Origin of the sequence: Rhodococcus sp. NPDC057135 (assembly GCF_042670865.1) — a bacterium.
In the GTDB taxonomy this organism is placed as follows: Bacteria; Actinomycetota; Actinomycetes; order Mycobacteriales; family Mycobacteriaceae; genus Rhodococcus_F.
The window spans coordinates 16,154-32,566 of sequence record NZ_JBHUUU010000015.1 but is presented as its reverse complement, the minus strand read 5'-3'; the positions used below and the strand labels follow the sequence as shown (position 1 = coordinate 32,566).

At 65.1% G+C, this 16,413-nt stretch carries 15 protein-coding genes; 11 read left to right on the top strand and 4 right to left on the bottom strand.

What is annotated here, in order from left to right; genetic code table 11:
- Nucleotide 1 precedes the first annotated feature (1 nt).
- Genes ACFT1A_RS24585 through ACFT1A_RS24575 form a run of 3 tightly spaced genes read right to left on the bottom strand, consistent with a single transcriptional unit; the run spans nucleotide 2 to nucleotide 3,608 of the window.
- Nucleotides 2-1,246 carry a glycosyltransferase family 4 protein gene (locus tag ACFT1A_RS24585; protein WP_283303686.1) on the bottom strand — a complete coding sequence of 415 codons (1,245 nt, stop codon included), beginning with the start codon at nucleotides 1,244-1,246 and terminating at the stop codon, nucleotides 2-4.
- Nucleotides 1,243-2,769 carry a 1,4-alpha-glucan branching protein domain-containing protein gene (locus ACFT1A_RS24580; RefSeq protein WP_378449215.1) on the bottom strand — a complete coding sequence of 509 codons (1,527 nt, stop codon included), beginning with the start codon at nucleotides 2,767-2,769 and terminating at the stop codon, nucleotides 1,243-1,245. The genes ACFT1A_RS24585 and ACFT1A_RS24580 overlap by 4 nt, the downstream gene beginning before the upstream one ends.
- A 29-nt stretch (nucleotides 2,770-2,798) precedes the next feature.
- A complete protein-coding gene (locus tag ACFT1A_RS24575; RefSeq protein WP_378449129.1) occupies nucleotides 2,799-3,608 on the bottom strand; it encodes a class I SAM-dependent methyltransferase in 810 nt (269 codons plus the stop codon).
- Nucleotides 3,609-3,879: 271 nt separating this feature from the next.
- Between ACFT1A_RS24575 and ACFT1A_RS24570 the strand changes: the two genes are divergently transcribed.
- The 9 genes from ACFT1A_RS24570 (at nucleotide 3,880) to ACFT1A_RS24530 (ending at nucleotide 13,656) form a co-directional block, all read left to right on the top strand.
- Nucleotides 3,880-4,680: an electron transfer flavoprotein subunit beta/FixA family protein gene (locus ACFT1A_RS24570; RefSeq protein ID WP_019747906.1), complete on the top strand. Its 801-nt coding sequence runs from the start codon at nucleotides 3,880-3,882 to the stop codon at nucleotides 4,678-4,680.
- Between the two features lie 48 nt (nucleotides 4,681-4,728).
- Nucleotides 4,729-5,685 carry an electron transfer flavoprotein subunit alpha/FixB family protein gene (locus ACFT1A_RS24565; RefSeq protein WP_003944698.1) on the top strand — a complete coding sequence of 319 codons (957 nt, stop codon included), beginning with the start codon at nucleotides 4,729-4,731 and terminating at the stop codon, nucleotides 5,683-5,685.
- Nucleotides 5,686-5,820: 135 nt separating this feature from the next.
- A complete protein-coding gene (locus tag ACFT1A_RS24560) occupies nucleotides 5,821-6,657 on the top strand; it encodes a GNAT family N-acetyltransferase (protein ID WP_378449128.1) in 837 nt (278 codons plus the stop codon).
- Complete coding sequence (locus ACFT1A_RS24555) at nucleotides 6,657-7,556, top strand: lysophospholipid acyltransferase family protein (protein ID WP_378449127.1); 900 nt, start codon at nucleotides 6,657-6,659, stop codon at nucleotides 7,554-7,556. The genes ACFT1A_RS24560 and ACFT1A_RS24555 overlap by 1 nt, the downstream gene beginning before the upstream one ends.
- 52 nt (nucleotides 7,557-7,608) lie before the next feature.
- Entirely contained in the window at nucleotides 7,609-8,838 is a 1,230-nt protein-coding gene (locus ACFT1A_RS24550; protein ID WP_378449126.1) for a cysteine desulfurase family protein, read from the top strand.
- Nucleotides 8,838-9,950: a tRNA 2-thiouridine(34) synthase MnmA gene (gene mnmA / locus ACFT1A_RS24545; protein ID WP_378449125.1), complete on the top strand. Its 1,113-nt coding sequence runs from the start codon at nucleotides 8,838-8,840 to the stop codon at nucleotides 9,948-9,950. Before ACFT1A_RS24550 ends, mnmA begins: the two co-directional genes overlap by 1 nt.
- Nucleotides 9,947-10,969 carry a methionine synthase gene (locus ACFT1A_RS24540; protein ID WP_378449124.1) on the top strand — a complete coding sequence of 341 codons (1,023 nt, stop codon included), beginning with the start codon at nucleotides 9,947-9,949 and terminating at the stop codon, nucleotides 10,967-10,969. The genes mnmA and ACFT1A_RS24540 overlap by 4 nt, the downstream gene beginning before the upstream one ends.
- Before the next feature lie 69 nt (nucleotides 10,970-11,038).
- Nucleotides 11,039-13,120, top strand: a complete 2,082-nt coding sequence (ligA, locus tag ACFT1A_RS24535) for an NAD-dependent DNA ligase LigA (RefSeq protein ID WP_378449214.1) — start codon at nucleotides 11,039-11,041, stop codon at nucleotides 13,118-13,120.
- A gap of 47 nt (nucleotides 13,121-13,167) precedes the next feature.
- A complete protein-coding gene (locus ACFT1A_RS24530; RefSeq protein ID WP_230812805.1) occupies nucleotides 13,168-13,656 on the top strand; it encodes a GNAT family N-acetyltransferase in 489 nt (162 codons plus the stop codon).
- 13 nt (nucleotides 13,657-13,669) lie between these two features.
- Here ACFT1A_RS24530 and ACFT1A_RS24525 read toward each other — a convergent pair whose 3' ends face one another.
- Nucleotides 13,670-14,320, bottom strand: a complete 651-nt coding sequence (locus ACFT1A_RS24525; RefSeq protein WP_378449123.1) for an amino acid-binding protein — start codon at nucleotides 14,318-14,320, stop codon at nucleotides 13,670-13,672.
- Between the two features lie 278 nt (nucleotides 14,321-14,598).
- On the opposite strand from ACFT1A_RS24525, the gene gatC reads away from it, so the two are divergent.
- Complete coding sequence (gene gatC / locus ACFT1A_RS24520; protein WP_003944747.1) at nucleotides 14,599-14,898, top strand: Asp-tRNA(Asn)/Glu-tRNA(Gln) amidotransferase subunit GatC; 300 nt, start codon at nucleotides 14,599-14,601, stop codon at nucleotides 14,896-14,898.
- The gene (gatA, locus tag ACFT1A_RS24515; protein WP_378449122.1) at nucleotides 14,895-16,373 is read left to right on the top strand and encodes an Asp-tRNA(Asn)/Glu-tRNA(Gln) amidotransferase subunit GatA; all 1,479 of its coding nucleotides are present in this window, start codon (nucleotides 14,895-14,897) and stop codon (nucleotides 16,371-16,373) included. Before gatC ends, gatA begins: the two co-directional genes overlap by 4 nt.
- Nucleotides 16,374-16,413 lie beyond the last annotated feature (40 nt).

Here is a 16,413-nt window from a genome sequence, read left to right as displayed (position 1 = left end):
GTCAGCGCCCAGGTAGCGGACGCTCGGGTATCTGCGGACGTGCCAGCGGCTGCCGCACCCGACGCTTTGCGCCCGCGTAGACGTGCGCAGTCTCCTCGGCGACCTGATGCCAGTCGAAGTCCGACGTCAGGCGTGCCCGGGCGGCCACGGCCCGCTCCTGTGCCCCGGCGGGATCGTCGAGAACCTCGCGAACTGCCGAGGTGAGTCCGGCGATGTCGCCCGGTTGGAAGGACATGCCTGTCACGCCGTCGACGACGGCCTCGCCCAGTCCGCCTGCGGTGGACGTGATCAACGGAGTGCCGGCTGCCGCCGCTTCGAGGGCGATGATCCCGAACGGCTCGTAGCGCGACGGCAGGACGATGGCATCCGCGCCGTGCAGCCAGCTGAGCAGTTCGGTGTGATCGAGGTTGCCGAGAAAGTCGACGGCCCGCGCGACGCGATGCGTGCGTGCCTGTTGGTAGAGCCAGGTGAACTGGGTACCTTCGCCTGCGATCGCGAGGGTCGTGCCGGGGTGGCTACGACGGATACGGGGGAGTGCCGCGATGGCGTCCTGCACACCCTTCTCGTATTCCAGGCGGCCGACGAAGAGGAGTTTCGGCGGTCCGGATCGCGGTCCTCGTTCGCGAAAGTTCCACGTGGTCACGTCGATTCCGTTGCGGATGACGGTGATCGGTGGAAGCGTCGGGCCGTAGAGCTCGGTCACTTCTTCCTGCATTGACGCCGAACAGGTTATGAGAGAGTCGGATTCGTTTGCAAGCCACCATTCGACGGAGTGAACCTGGCGGTTGATTCGGCCGGAGATCCAACCGCTGTGCCGACCGGCTTCGGTGGCGTGAAGCGTGGAAACCAGTGGTACGTCGTAGAATTCGGCCAAAGCGATCGCCGGATGTGCCACCAACCAGTCGTGCGCGTGCACCACATCAGGTTGCCAACCTTCGCCGACGCCCGGCTTGTGCAGCGCCATCCCGGCACGGACCATCGCATGGCCCATGGCCAGGGTCCACGCGAGCATGTCCTCACCGAAGACGAAGTGCGCCGGGTCCTCGGCCACCGCGACGACGAGAACGCCCTCGGAAATGTGCGTGACTGTCGGGTGGGTCGATGAATCGGTGCCGGACGGGCGGCGTGAGAGCACCACGACCTCGTGGCCCGCGGCTGCCAATTCGGTGGCGAGATGGTGGACGTGTCGACCGAGCCCGCCGACGACGACCGGTGGGTACTCCCACGAGACGATGAGAATTTTCACGACGGACTCAGTTCTGTGTCAGGTAGACGGCGAGCATCCAGTCCCGGGAACAACCCGTCGGCGCGATTCCAGCCTTCGGCGAGTCGCACGGCGACGGCATCGCGGCCGGATACCAGCGCTTCGGAGATTTCCCTGGTCGCATGGGCGTGCTTGTGCGCACGTTCGCGGGCGTACCCCGCGGCCGAATCCTTGCTCACCATGAATGCCCAATCGCTCGAAACTGTCATCAGTGTCTCGCGAAGTACCTGATCGTTGACGCGGTTTCGCAGTTCCGGTCGTCCGGGTGCGTTGTCGCGTCCGCGAGACTTGTCCACGGTGCCGAGCGCGGTCTCCACCACTTCGGAGTTCAGTTGCACCAGGTCGGATACCTGATCGCCGGCCCACACGCGCCAGTCCTTACCCGATCCCCAGGACGAGTCCTCGAGCTGAACGGGTTCGCCGACGTATCCCGATGCCTTGGCGTCGGCGAGGGTGCCGACGCGGATTCCGGCTTCGGGGAGCGCGCGCAGGAGCTTCTCGAGCCACTGCGGACCTTCGTGCCACCAGTGCCCGAACAGTTCGGTGTCGAAAGCGGCGACGACGAGGGCGTCGCGGCCGATGCGGGCGGATTCACTGCGCAGACGCGCCCGAACGGTGTCGACGAAGTCGGCGACATGCTTGTCGACGGCGGCAGCGGCGAGATCGGGGTCGTACGGCAACTTGTCGGCGGAGTCGACGGTCCGTCCGGTGACCCGCGACGGCTTGAGGCCTGTCGCGTGGTCGTAGGTGTGGAAGTCGCGGTAGGCAGCGTGGCCCGGGTATCCGGACTTGGGGGACCAGACACGGTAGCTGACCTGCAGGTCGCGACCGAAAGCGACGACGTCGGATTCTCGAACCGGTCGGCCGAGGGACGTGTCGCCGCGCAGGGCGGGGCCGTCGACCATGAAGTGAGTGACGCCGGCTTCGGCGTAACCGCGCTCCATGCCCGGGGTGTACCCGCACTCGGGTCCCCAGATCCCGGTAGGGGTGTGGTTCCACCGGGCATGCGCGTCGGCGAGACCTTCGCGGAGGGAGAAGGCGCGCAAGCGGGGATCGAGCAGTGGTTGGAACGGATGGGCCAGCGGCCCGCCGAGAAGCTCGAAGGCCTCACGATCGATGAGGTCGCGAAATACCGGCGAGGCACCGTGCTGCCAGTGAGTCTCGAAATCTTCGAGAGCGGCTGCTGACGCCCGGTGTTCGCGCGCTCCGAGTTCGCGGTGCGCTGCGTCCGGCATGCCGGCGGCCTCGTGGGCGCGGATCTGCCAGTTGCCGAGCCAGTGATGCATTCCGGCGAGGCAGTGGGGATCGTCCAACTGGGCTGCGAGTACCGGCGTGATTCCCAGCGTCAGCAAGTGCGATCGGCCCTCGTCGGCCAGGCGTCGTAGTGCGGCGGCGAGCGGAATGTACGACGCAGCCCAGGACTGGTAGATCCATTCCTCGCCGACGGGCCATCTGCCGTGGTTGGCGAGCCACGGCAGATGCGAGTGCAGAACCAGGGCGAACATCCCCGGTTCGGTGACGGGTGTTGCGTTACTCACTCGCCGGTTTCCTTCACGGCAGCGTCCATCGCAGCGGCGTCTTTCACGGCGATAGCGACGAGGTCGAGGCTGTCGTCGATGTCAGGTTCGCTGATGCTGAAATCGTCGACGGTGATGCCCTCGACGTCGCGGGTGAGATCTTCCGGCCAGGGCTCACCGGCCAGCGCGCGGTCGATCTGCGCATTGATGAACGATCCGCCGTGCTTGGCGTCGAGTTCCTTCAGACGCGAACCGTGGTGCACACCGGTCATCAACTGAACGCGGAATCCGGCGTCTTCGAGCAATTCGGTCATTTCGGCGGCGTTGAGCTCACGAGTGTGGAAAGGGTTGAGCGGCGTGTCGCGGCCGGGGGAGAAGGTGATCCGGTTGGGGGTGCTGATCAGAAGTTCACCGCCGGGAGCGAGAACTCGGAAGCACTCGCGCAGGAACTGACCCTGATCCCACAGGTGCTCGATCACCTGGAAATTGACGACGACGTCAACGGAGTTGTCGGCCAGTGGAAGCTCGGCGAGGTTGCCGTGAAGCATCTCGACGCGGGGGTAGCGGGCACGGACGTGTTCGACCGCGGAGATGTCGTAGTCGAGGCCGGTAACCTTCGTTGCGACGTCGGCAATCATGTTGGCGCCGTAGCCTTCTCCGGATCCGGCTTCGAGGACTCGGCGATCCGTGCAGCGCTCCAGAAGTGCGCGGTACACCACTTCGTGGCGTCGGAACCAGTAGTTCTCCTCGGGGATTCCTGGCACCGTTCGTTCGCCCGTCAGGGGCAGGGGTGCGTCCTCGTGGTTGCTGACACTCGTTTCACTCACCCGTGCGAGATTAGTGCCATCCGAGTAGAACGTGTTCGCCGTGGTCCAGATCACTGCTGTCAATTCCTGTTCGTGCCGTTATGGTGGACGAGGTTCCACGTTAAGTTACCCACCGGTAACTTAACGTGGGGTAATCTAACGCACAGCCGACGTGAACCGAGAAATCCGCCCGTAGGGAGACCTGTCGGACTCTCTTTTCGGACGCTCGGACTGCGCGAGCACCACAGACGATTTATCAGGTGAATTACACACAGGAGGTCGACGAAGACCCATGACGAATATCGTTGTTTTGATCAAGCAGGTCCCCGACACATGGTCCGAGCGCAAGCTGACCGACGGCGACTACACGCTTGACCGTGAAGCCGCCGACGCAGTCCTCGACGAGATCAACGAGCGCTCCGTCGAAGAAGCACTCCTCATCAAGGAAGCTCAGGGCGGTGAGGTAACGGTGCTGTCCGCAGGTCCCGACCGCGCCACCGACGCTATCCGCAAGGCTCTGTCGATGGGCGCCGACAAGGCTGTCCACATCAACGACCCGGCACTGCACGGCTCCGACGCGATCCAGACCGCATGGACCCTCGCTGCTGCTCTCGGACAGATCACCTTCGAGAACGACGAGCCTGCCGACCTGATCATCGCCGGCAACGAGGCCACCGACGGCCGCGTCGGCGCTGTCCCGGCCATCATCGCCGAGTACCTGGGCATCCCGCAGCTCACGCAGCTGCGCAAGGTCGTCGTCGCCGACGGCAAGATCACCGGTGAGCGCGAGACCGACGAGGGCGTCTTCGGCCTCGAGGCTTCGCTGCCCGCGATCGTCTCGGTCACCGAGAAGATCAACGAGCCGCGCTTCCCGTCCTTCAAGGGCATCATGGCCGCGAAGAAGAAGGAAGTTCTCGTCTACACGCTGGCCGACCTCGGAGTCGATCCGGAGACCGTCGGTGTTGCCAACGCCGGCACCACTGTGACGTCCTCCACCCCGAAGCCCCCCCGTACCGCTGGTGAGCGCATCGCCGACGAGGGAGACGGTGGCACCAAGATTGCCGCTTACCTCGTCAGCAACAAGGTCATCTGATCGCGCCCTTCTAGACATCCAGCAGAAGAACTCAGGGAGAGTTAAGTCATGGCAGAAGTACTTGTGCTCGTAGAGCACGCAGAGGGTGCGCTGAAGAAGGTCAGCACCGAACTCATCACCGCTGCACGCGCACTCGGTGAGCCGTCGGCAGTTGTCGCCGGCCCCGCGGGCACCGCAGCAAAGCTCGCCGACGCGCTGGCAGCAGCCGGCGCCGAGAAGATCTACGTCGCCGAGTCCGACGACATCGACGGCTACCTCGTCACCCCCAAGGTCGACGTTCTCGCCGCTCTGGTCGAGTCCACCAGCCCGGCAGCAGTCATCACCGCAGCCGGCACCGAGGGCAAAGAGGTTGCCGGTCGTCTGGCCGCACGTCTGGGCTCCGGACTGCTGACCGACGTCATCGAGATCAAGGCTGACGGCACCGGCGTCCACTCCATCTTCGGTGGCGCGTTCACCGTCGAGGCCAAGGCCAACGGCGACGTTCCCGTCTACTCGGTTCGTCCGGGCGCCGTCGAGGCTGCTCCGCAGGCCGGCGCAGGCGAGCAGATCACGGTCGAGGTTCCGGCTCAGGACGAGAGTGCCGTCAAGGTCACCTCGCGTGAGCCCATCGTCGGCGGCGACCGCCCCGAGCTCACCGAGGCGTCGGTTGTCGTCTCCGGTGGACGTGGCGTCGGCAGCGCGGACAAGTTCTCCGTCGTCGAAGAGCTGGCCGATTCCCTCGGCGCTGCAGTCGGTGCTTCGCGTGCCGCTGTGGACTCGGGCTACTACCCCGGACAGTTCCAGGTCGGTCAGACCGGTAAGACGGTCTCCCCGCAGCTGTACATCGCGCTCGGCATTTCCGGTGCCATCCAGCACCGCGCCGGCATGCAGACGTCCAAGACCATCGTCGCGGTCAACAAGGACGAAGAGGCACCCATCTTCGAGATCGCCGACTTCGGCATCGTGGGCGACCTGTTCAACGTCGCACCGCAGCTCACCGAAGCTGTGAAGTCCCACAAGGGCTAAAAAGCACAATCTGCTGTGCGCCTTTATCAACCCCCCGCGGTTGATAAAGGCGCACAGTGCTTTATTCACCCGGCCTGCATCGGTATGTCACTTCGTCGATACCGGGATGCCGTTCGCGCTCGATAAACCTTGCGCATGACAATTACGTCAGTCCTTCGCTCCGCGAGTGACAATCTCGGCCGTGAGGTCGCCCAGCCGAGATATTCCCTGATCGTCTCCTCCGACCGCGAGCATCGTGTCGCTGCGCAGCGTCTTCGATACCGAGTGTTCGCCTCCGAGCCAGGCTTCTCCCTCCCGTCAACAGCTGGGGTGTTCGAACTCGACGCCGACGCCTTCGACGAATTCTGTGATCATCTTCTCGTTCGTGACAACATCACCGAGGAGTACGTCGGCTGCTACCGAATGCTGCCGCCGGATTCCGCTGCGGCGGCCGGCGGGTATTACACCGCAACGGAATTCGACATCTCCGCGCTCGACCCGGTGGCGAACAGGATCGTCGAGATGGGTCGCGCGTGCGTCGATCCCGCTCACCGCACCGGATCCGTCCTGAGCCTGATGTGGTCGGGCATCCTGCACTACCTCGAACTGACCGGATACGAGTGGGTGATGGGTTGCGTTTCCGTGCCCATCCTGCCGCGCCCCGACGCCATCGCCGGCGCAGATGTCCGCGGCGTGCGTGACTTCGTGATGAACAAGCACGCCAGCCCGGTTTCGCGACGGGTGACACCTCGAAACCCGGTGGTCCTCGGCGGCCGGACGCTCGACGAGATTGCCGCACCGGAACGCCTCACGATGCCGCCGTTGCTCCGCGGCTACCTACGGATGGGCGCGACCATGTGCGGGGAGCCTGCTCACGATCCCGAGTTCGGTGTGGCTGATTTTGTTGCGCTGCAAGGCCTTCACTCCGCAAACAAGCGCTATCTCGAACGGCTGCGATCGGCGGCCGCCGCACACGAGTCGGGGATCGGCTGATGACCGCGGCGGTGCCGTACTGGGTACCTACGAGCCCCTGCGGCGACGGGTGTCTACCCGCGGACGCACCCGGTGTGTCGAGTATCACCGTGATTGCCCGCGGGGTCATGGTCGGTGCCGCACTGGTGACTGCGCCGGTGCTGTCGGCCGGCTGGCTGCTCCCACGCACCTGGCGCACGGAGATGCAACGCGGATATTCGCGGGCGTTGCTGCGCTGTCTGGGGATGAAGCTCACGGTCGACGATCAACGGTTGGGGCGCGCCGAACCGGCAGGCGTGATGGTTGTCGCCGGTCACGTCTCCTGGACCGATGTGCTGGTCGCGAGCGCCGTTGCTCCGGCCAACTTCGTCGCCCGCGCCGACCTGCTCGACTGGGCAGTGCTCGGCGGTCTCGCGCGGCGGATGCGCGTCGTGCCCATCGATCGAGCACGACTGCGGGACCTCCCCGGAACAGTCGACGTCGTGCGCGAACGCCTGCAGCGCGGTGTCCGCGTGATGGTTTTTCCCGAGGGGACGACCTGGTGCGGCCGAGCGTACGGCGGTTTCCGCCCGGCGATGTTCCAAGCTGCCGTCGACGCCGAATGCCCGGTTCAACCGATGGCGATCCGATACGAGAACGCCGACGGTTCCCTGTGCACCGGACCGTGCTTTGTCGGCACCGAAACGATCGGTCAGTCCATCCGTCGGATCCTGCGTCAGAAGAACGTCGAGGTGAAGGTCAGGCTGGCTCCGCTCGAGGAGGCAGGGGAGTGCCGAGCCGATCTCGCGCAGCGATGCGAGAGAGCCGTACGCGGCGTCGACAGCATCGATCTGGCAGCTCACGACATCTTCGACCCCGCACCGGAACTCGTGACACAAGCCGTGGGACAAATCGATCCCTCCCCGGCGATGAGCGCTTAGCCTGCTGAGCGAGGCTGGGCGAGCTCTCGTGCTGGGCTATCCTTGTCAAGCCATGACTCTGCCTGCACACAGTGCCCACGCCGGATTTCCGGTGTACCTCGATCATGCCGCCACGACTCCGATGTCGGCAGCCGCTATCGAGGCGATGACCGATACCTTCAAAACCGTGGGCAACGCGTCCTCGCTGCACGGCTCCGGCCGTGCGGCCCGGCGCCGCGTCGAGGAATCGCGCGAATCGATCGCCGCCAGCCTGGGCGCGCGGCCGTCGGAGGTCATCTTCACCTCCGGGGGAACCGAGAGCGACAACCTCGCGGTCAAGGGCATCTACTGGGCTCGCCGTGACGCCGATCCACGACGCACTCGCATTCTGGCCAGCTCCGTCGAGCATCATGCTGTGCTCGACGCCGTCGAGTGGCTCGAGCAGCACGAGGGCGCGCGCGTGACGTGGTTGCCGGTCGACGAGAACGGTGTGGTCGATCCGCAGACGTTGCGCGACGAACTGTCCGTCCACGCCGACGAAGTAGCACTGGTGACGGTGATGTGGGCCAACAACGAGGTCGGCTCGATCATGCCGATCGTGGAGTTGGCGGAGGTCTCGGCCGAGTTCGAGATTCCGATGCACAGCGACGCGGTCCAGGCTGTTGCCCAATTGCCCGTCGACTTCGCAGCGAGCAAGTTGTCCGCGCTGAGCATCGCGGCACATAAATTCGGTGGTCCCCACGGCGTCGGTGCACTCTTGCTCGGTCGCCAGGTTCCCTGTGTGCCGCTCCTTCACGGCGGTGGGCACGAACGTGATCTGCGTTCTGGCACTCCGGATACCGCGGGAGTTGTCGGAATGGCTGCGGCGCTGCGCGCAAACGTCGAGAACTTCGATTCCAGCACAAGGGAATTGGCGCAGCTGCGTGACCGTTTGATCGAGGGAGTCCTGGAGATCCTTCCCGAGTCGGTGCTCAACGGCCCGACCGGTTCCGATCGGCTTCCCGGTAACGCGCACTTCACCTTCCCCGGCTGCGAGGGCGATTCGTTGCTGATGCTCCTCGACGCAGCCGGTATCGAATGTTCCACCGGTTCGGCCTGCACTGCCGGTGTGGCCCGGGCCAGTCACGTGTTGATCGCGATGGGCGTCGAATCGCCCGTAGCGCGTGGCTCACTGAGATTTTCGCTCGGACATACGTCGAGTGTCACCGATGTGGATGCGCTGCTCGCAGCGCTTCCACAAGTAGTAGAGCGCGCTCGGGCCGCCGGTCTTGCCGGTGCCGGTTCGCGTGGAGGGGATCGCTGATGCGAGTACTCGCAGCCATGAGCGGAGGTGTCGACTCCGCTGTCGCCGCCGCCCGCGCTGTTGCCGCCGGACATGACGTCGTCGGCGTTCATCTTGCGCTGTCCACGGCGCCGGGCGCATTGCGTACGGGTTCGCGGGGTTGCTGCTCGAAGGAAGATGCCGGCGACGCCAGGCGCGCCGCCGACGTCCTCGGAATACCCTTCTACGTCTGGGATTTCGCCGATCGCTTCAAGGAAGACGTGATCGACGACTTCGTGGCGTCCTACGCGGCAGGTGAGACCCCCAACCCCTGCCTGCGCTGCAACGAGAAGATCAAGTTCACCGCACTCGCCGATCGTGCCGTCGCTCTCGGCTTCGACGCCGTGGCGACCGGTCACTACGCACGCCTCGAAGACGGCGTCCTGCGCCGGGCGGTCGACGCGGACAAGGATCAGTCGTACGTCCTCGGTGTGCTGACGGCAGAGCAGCTTTCACGCGCGATGTTCCCGATCGGTGACACCCCGAAGGAACAGATCCGCGAGGAAGCGGCCGAGCGCGGCCTCGCTGTGGCGAACAAGCCTGACAGCCACGACATCTGCTTCATCCCGACCGGTGACACACGAGCATTCCTGGGTGCGCGCATCGGCGTTCGTCCCGGAAGCGTTGTCGACGCCGATTCCGGTGAAGTCCTCGCTGCGCACGACGGCGTCCACGGCTTCACGATCGGACAGCGCAAGGGTCTCGGCGTCGAAGGTCCGGCGGGTGACGGCCGCCCGCGGTACGTGACCGCGATCGAGCCCGAAACCGGAACGGTCCGAGTGGGTTCGGCCAAGAACCTCGACGTCTGGGCCATCTCGGCGCAGCGTGCGATCTGGACTTCGGGCCAGGCGCCGGAAGGCCCTGTCGAATGCATGGTGCAGGTTCGTGCGCACGGCGGACTGGCACAGGCCGTCGCGGAGGCCGTCGATGACGGTACTTCGAGCGGCGGTATCTCGATCTCGTTGCGCGAACCACTGACCGGCGTCGCAAAGGGTCAAGCTGTCGTGTTGTATCGCCCCGACAGCGAACTGGGCGACCAGGTTCTCGGCAGTGGCACCATCTCGGGCACCGAATCCGAGCCGAACACACTGTGACGCAGCAGGTTTCCATCGGTGGCCTCGTCACCGGAATCGGATCCTGGCCGGGCACGGATGCCCGCGAAAGTGCCGCAACCATCCTCGGCGAGCTTGGGGGTTTCCCACATCTGGTGGAGCTGCCGAGCCGGGGTCTCGGCGCAGACATGGTCGGCCGGGCAGGCGCCATTTTGGTCGACATCAACCTCGACGCCTCGACACGTGCCTATCGCGTCGTGCCTCGGCGGGGCAACGTCGCGAAGCGGGCCGAGGACTTCCTGAATCAGGATCTCGACGCTCTCGAGGAAGCCTGGGAGTCGGCTCGCTTGGTCGGCGGAGATCACGTGATCAAGCTTCAAGCTGCCGGCCCGTTGACGCTCGGCGCCGAGATCGAGGTCGCGAACGGCTCACGAGTTCTCGTCGACCGCGGGGCGCTCCGCGACATCGCCGAATCACTCGGTGAGGGTCTCGCGCGTCACGCGGCCGGGGTCACTCGCCGGACCGGCGCCGCAGTGGTGATCCAGTTGGACGAGCCCCAGATCGCGGCAGTACTGGCCGGTTCGCTGCCAGGGCGCACCAAGATGGAGAGCGTTCCGGCACTGCCCGAACCCGAGGCGCTCGCCGTTCTCGACTCGACGATCAGCGGTTGCGGGCTGCCCACGATCGTCCACAGCTGCGGCGCCGACATGCCGTGGGATCTATTGAGGCGAAGTCAGGCGTTCGGCGTGAGCTTCGACATGTCGCTCATCGGCTCACGCGATCTCGACGGTATCGGCCAGTTGTTCGACGCCGGCAAGGAATTGGCGCTCGGTCTGGTTCCGTCCGTGGAACCGGAAAAGCCGGTGACGTGGAAAGAGTGCGCGATGCCCGCCGTCACGCTGATCGATCGTCTCGGATTCTCGCGTGAACTCCTGCAGAACCAGGTCGCGGTGACCCCGCGTTGCGGTCTTGCGGGTGCGAGCCTGGAGTGGGCTCGTGCCGCTCTTCGACTGAGCACAGACGTCGGCAAGGCATTGGTGGACGATCCGTCGGCGTTCTGATGCGTGGAGTCATGTGGTGTGTCGGTGTGACCCGATAATCTTCTAGCTGTGACTGAAACCGCGGATGCAATGCAGCCAGCGCCCAACGAGGCGCGCGAGCAGTGGACGGAGCTGGCCGAAGAGGTACGCCAGCATCAGTTCCGCTACTACGTTCGTGATGCGCCCGTCATTTCGGACGGTGCATTCGACACATTGCTCGGGCAGCTCAATGCTCTCGAAGAACAGTATCCGGATCTGCGGACTGCCGACTCTCCGACGCAACTGGTCGGCGGCGGATTCGCGACGGACTTCACCTCCGTCGATCACCTCGAGCGGATGCTCAGCCTCGACAACGTCTTCGACGAGTCCGAGCTGCGCGGATGGATCGCCAAGGTAGAGCAGGAAACCGGGCCCGAACTGCATTATCTGTGTGAAGTGAAGATCGACGGTGTCGCACTCAACCTTGTCTACGAGAACGGCAAACTCGTGCGCGCCGCTACCCGCGGCGACGGTCGCACCGGCGAGCTTGTCACACTCAACGCCCTGACGATCAACGACATCCCGGAGCGGCTCACCGCCACGGACGAGTACCCGATTCCGAGCTTGCTCGAGGTGCGCGGTGAGGTGTTCTTCCGCCTCGAGGACTTCGCTGCACTCAATGCCTCGCTGGTGGAGGAGGGCAAAGCGCCGTTCGCCAATCCGCGCAACTCCGCGGCGGGCTCCCTGCGTCAGAAGAATCCGGCCGTCACCGCGCGTCGTCGCCTCGGCATGATCTGCCACGGGTTCGGACGCATGGAAGGTTTCGATCCGGCTTCGCAGTACGACGCCTACGTTGCCCTCGCCGCCTGGGGTCTGCCGGTGTCCACGCACACCTCGCGGGTGGTCGGCGCCGACGCCGTGGTCGAGAAGATGAAGTACTGGGGAGAACATCGCCACGACGTCGAGCACGAGATCGACGGCCTGGTGGTCAAGGTCGACGAGATGTCGTTGCATCGACGTCTGGGCACCACGTCTCGCGCACCGCGGTGGGCGATCGCGTACAAGTACCCGCCGGAAGAGGTCACGACCAAGCTCCTCGACATCCGGGTCAGCGTCGGGCGCACGGGACGTGTGACGCCGTTCGCGTACATGGAACCCGTCACGGTGGCGGGTTCCACTGTGTCCTTGGCCACGCTGCACAACGGATCCGAGGTCAAGCGCAAGGGTGTGCTGATCGGCGACACCGTGGTGTTGCGTAAGGCCGGAGACGTTATCCCCGAGGTCCTCGGGCCCGTGGCAGACGTGCGCGACGGTTCCGAGCGCGAGTTCGTCATGCCGACGCACTGCCCCGAGTGCGGCACGTTGTTGGCACCGGCAAAAGAGGGCGACGTCGACGTGCGATGCCCCAATCAGCAGTACTGCCCGGCGCAGTTGCGCGAGCGCGTGTTCCACGTTGCCGGTCGCGGGGCGTTCGACATCGAGGTGCTCGGATACGAGGCCGCGACCGGTCTGCTGGAAGCGAAGGTCATCGGCGACGAGGGTGATCTCTTCTCCCTCGACGCCGAGAAACTGATCGATGTTCCGATCTTCCGTACCAATGCGGGAGCACTGTCCGCCAACGGAAAACGCTTGCTGGCCAATCTTGATTCGGCCAAGGACAAGCCGCTGTGGAGAGTGCTTGTGGCACTGTCGATTCGGCACGTCGGCCCTACTGCCGCCAGGGCGTTGGCCGGCGAATTCGGTTCGTTGCAACGCATTCGGGAAGCGTCGGTCGACGAGTTGGCTGCAGTGGACGGCGTCGGATCCACGATCGCGGCGGCGGTCGTGGAGTGGTTCTCCGTCGACTGGCACCAGCAGATCGTCGACAAGTGGGCGTCGGCCGGAGTACGCATGGAGGACGAACGAGACGATTCGATTCCGCGCAATCTCGAGGGCCTCTCGATCGTTGTCACCGGTTCACTCGAGACGTACTCGCGAGATCAGGCAAAGGAAGCGATTCTGGTGCGCGGGGGCAAGGCGGCAGGTTCGGTCTCGAAGAAGACCGCCTTCGTCGTCGTTGGTGAAGCGCCCGGTTCCAAGCACGACAAGGCCGTCGAATTGGGTGTGCCGGTGCTCGACGAGGACGGCTTCCGGCGGTTGCTCGAAGATGGCCCGGATGCAGTCGCTCCCACCGAATTGGACGCAGCAGAGTGACTTTGTCCGATTTCTGAGATTGGCGTGCGGGGTGCCATAGTGACGCCATGATCGAGATTCGTGAAGTTCTGCCGGCAGAGTTCGAGACCGTCGGTGAGCTGACTGTGCAGTCGTACGTGGGTGGCGGATTTGTCGCCGACGGATCCCCGTACGCGGAGCGCCTGCGCGACACCGCAACTCGGGTGGAGCAGGGGCGGGTGCTGGTGGCCGTTCTCGGCGATCAGGTCGTGGGTTCGTTGACGATTGCCGAGCCCGGTACTCCCTTCGCCGACGTCGCGCAGAAGGGTGAACTCGAGTTCCGCATGCTTGCGGTATCGCCGCAGGCTCGGGGATCGGGCGCCGGAACCGCATTGGTTCGCGCAGTGATCGCCGACGCATACGATCGCGGCGATCACTCGGTGGTCATTTCGACGCAGCCTGAGATGGTCGATGCGCGTCGTATCTACGACCGCAACGGTTTTGTCCCGGATCCCGAGCGCGCGTGGGAGCCCATTCGCGGCATGGAACTGACCGTCATGGTTCGCGGTCTGGCTTGATCAACCAGGCTGGTTAACCCAGCACCGTCGCGACGATTCCTGCGAGGTAGCCGAGGCGGGCTATCTCCGAGGGTCGGAATTCGGGTCCACCGGGGCGGCCGAGCATGAGGACTCGATTGCCGGAACCGAGAGGTGCGGCAGCGAGGCTGGTGTTCATGTCTCGCCATACGGCCGGAACCCAATCCGCCTCGCCGTCGAGCGCAGTGGGCTTGTCCAGTGGCATCCACGGAACGTCGGTGGCATGGGTTTCCGGAGCGCCGGCACTACCGACGACGCGGTACGCCCCGCGCTTGCCCAAGTCCGCGATGACACACCATCCGACTCGGAGCACTCGCGGCGCGCCGTCGACGAGAACCTGTAGTCGATCGTTTCTGGCGGTGGCGACGGAGTCGATCAGCTCGAGTTCGCGGTGAGTGTCGAGAATGCCGGCGTAGGGGCGGATCGAATCGACCAGCACGTCGGGCAGATGCTCGGCAGCGGTGATCAAAGTGTCGGGCAGGGCGCCGGGTTCGACGTCGACCACGAGGTCGTCGATGGCAAATCCGTCGCCCCGTTCCACGACGTCGAGCGAGAGGATGTCTGCGCCGACTGAGCCGAGAGCCACGGCGAGAGCGCCGAGGCTGCCGGGTCGGTCGGGCAGTTGGACGCGAAGCAGGTACGACACGTGCGTGCCTTTCGCTGATCGGTTCTCGCCCGGATCACGTCGACCCGGGCCAGACCCATCTTTGCACTTGCTCAGCACCCGTTGGTGGGCGCCGCGGCGGGGTCACACCGGGTGCACATGCTTGTCACACGAGCGAAACACGAGGTGGAATCGACGTGGCGGTGGACACAGTAAGCGTGCGTACCGGTCGACACAGCAGGCGTGCTTACAGGTCTGTGTCGGTGAGGAACTAGGCTGGACCGGCAATGTTCACGTCCTCTTCCGAAAGGGGCCCCGCGGTGCCTGCCATCTCCCGTGACGAGGTCGCGCACCTCGCGCGGCTGTCCAGACTCGCCCTGTCCGATGCCGAACTCGACGAGTTCGCCGGTCAGTTGGATTCGATTCTCAACCACGTCAAGGTGGTCACCGAGGTTGCGGCCGACGACGTCCCGCCCATGGCGAACCCCAATGCCGTCACCAACGTGACGCGCCCCGACGTGATCGTGCCCGGGTTGACCCCGGAGCAGGCATTGTCCGGAGCACCCGCAGTCGAACAGGATCGCTTTGCGGTTCCGCAGATCCTTGGAGAGGGCGAATGACCGATCTGACCACGCTGGACGCCGCTGAGCTGGCCGGCAAGATCCACTCGCGTGAGGTGTCCTCGGTAGAGGTCACGCAGGCGCATCTCGACCGCATCGCTGCCGTCGACACCGAGTACCACGCATTCCTGCACGTCGCCGGCGAGCAGGCTCTCGAAGCTGCCGCAGCAGTGGACAACTCGCTCGCAGGCGGAAACGAACCCGCTTCGGCACTCGCCGGCGTTCCGATCGCGTTGAAGGACATCTTCACCACGACGGACATGCCGACCACCTGTGCGTCGAAGATTCTCGAAGGCTGGGTTGCGCCGTACGACGCGACCCTGACGTCCAAGCTGCGCGCTGCCGGCATCCCGATTCTCGGCAAGACGAACCTCGACGAATTTGCGATGGGCTCCTCGACGGAGAACTCCGCCTTCGGTCCGACGCGCAACCCGTGGGACGTCACCCGCATCCCCGGCGGATCCGGTGGCGGTAGCGCGGCAGCACTCGCATCCCGTCAGGCTCCACTGGCCATCGGTACCGACACCGGCGGTTCGATCCGTCAGCCGGCTGCGGTCACCGCGACGGTCGGAACCAAGCCGACGTACGGAACCGTCTCACGCTTCGGACTCGTCGCGTGCGCGTCCTCGCTCGATCAGGGCGGCCCCTGTGGTCGCACCGTGCTCGACACCGCACTGCTGCACGAGGTCATCGCCGGACACGATCCGCGTGATTCCACGTCCATCGACGCCCCCGTGCGTCCGGTGGTTGCGGCGGCTCGTGAAGGTGCAAACGGCGACCTGCGCGGAGTGAAGGTCGGTGTTGTCAAGGAACTGCACTCCGACAGCTACCAGCCCGGCGTCATCGCTTCCTTCGACGCTGCCGTCGAGCAGCTCAAGGCTCTCGGCGCCGAGGTTGTCGAGGTCTCGTGCCCGAGCTTCGAGCACGCGCTCGCGTCGTACTACCTGGTGCTGCCCAGTGAGGTTTCGTCCAACCTGGCCCGCTTCGACGCCATGCGCTACGGACTGCGTGTCGACGAAGGCAACATGAGTGCCGACCAGGTCATGGCCGCAACTCGCGCCGCCGGTTTCGGCCCGGAGGTCAAGCGTCGCATCATGATCGGTACCTACGCACTGTCCTCGGGCTACTACGACGCCTACTACGGCTCGGCGCTCAAGGTCCGCACGCTCATCGCGCGCGATTTCGACAAGGCCTACGAGAAGGTAGACGTACTGGTCTCGCCGACCAGCCCGTTCACCCCGTGGAAGTTGGGCGAGAAGGTCGGCGATCCGCTGGCCATGTACCTCTCCGACCTGTGCACGCTGCCGACCAACCTGGCCGGACACTGCGCGATGTCGGTGCCCTCGGGTCTGTCCGCGGACGACAACCTGCCGGTGGGCCTGCAGATCATGGCGCCCGCCATGGCTGACGAGCGCCTTTACCGTGTCGGTGCCGCCTACGAAGCTGCACGCGGCCCGATCGCGACTGCAGTCTGACGTGTTTGCTGTGCGCCTTTATTAACCCCCCGCGGTTAAT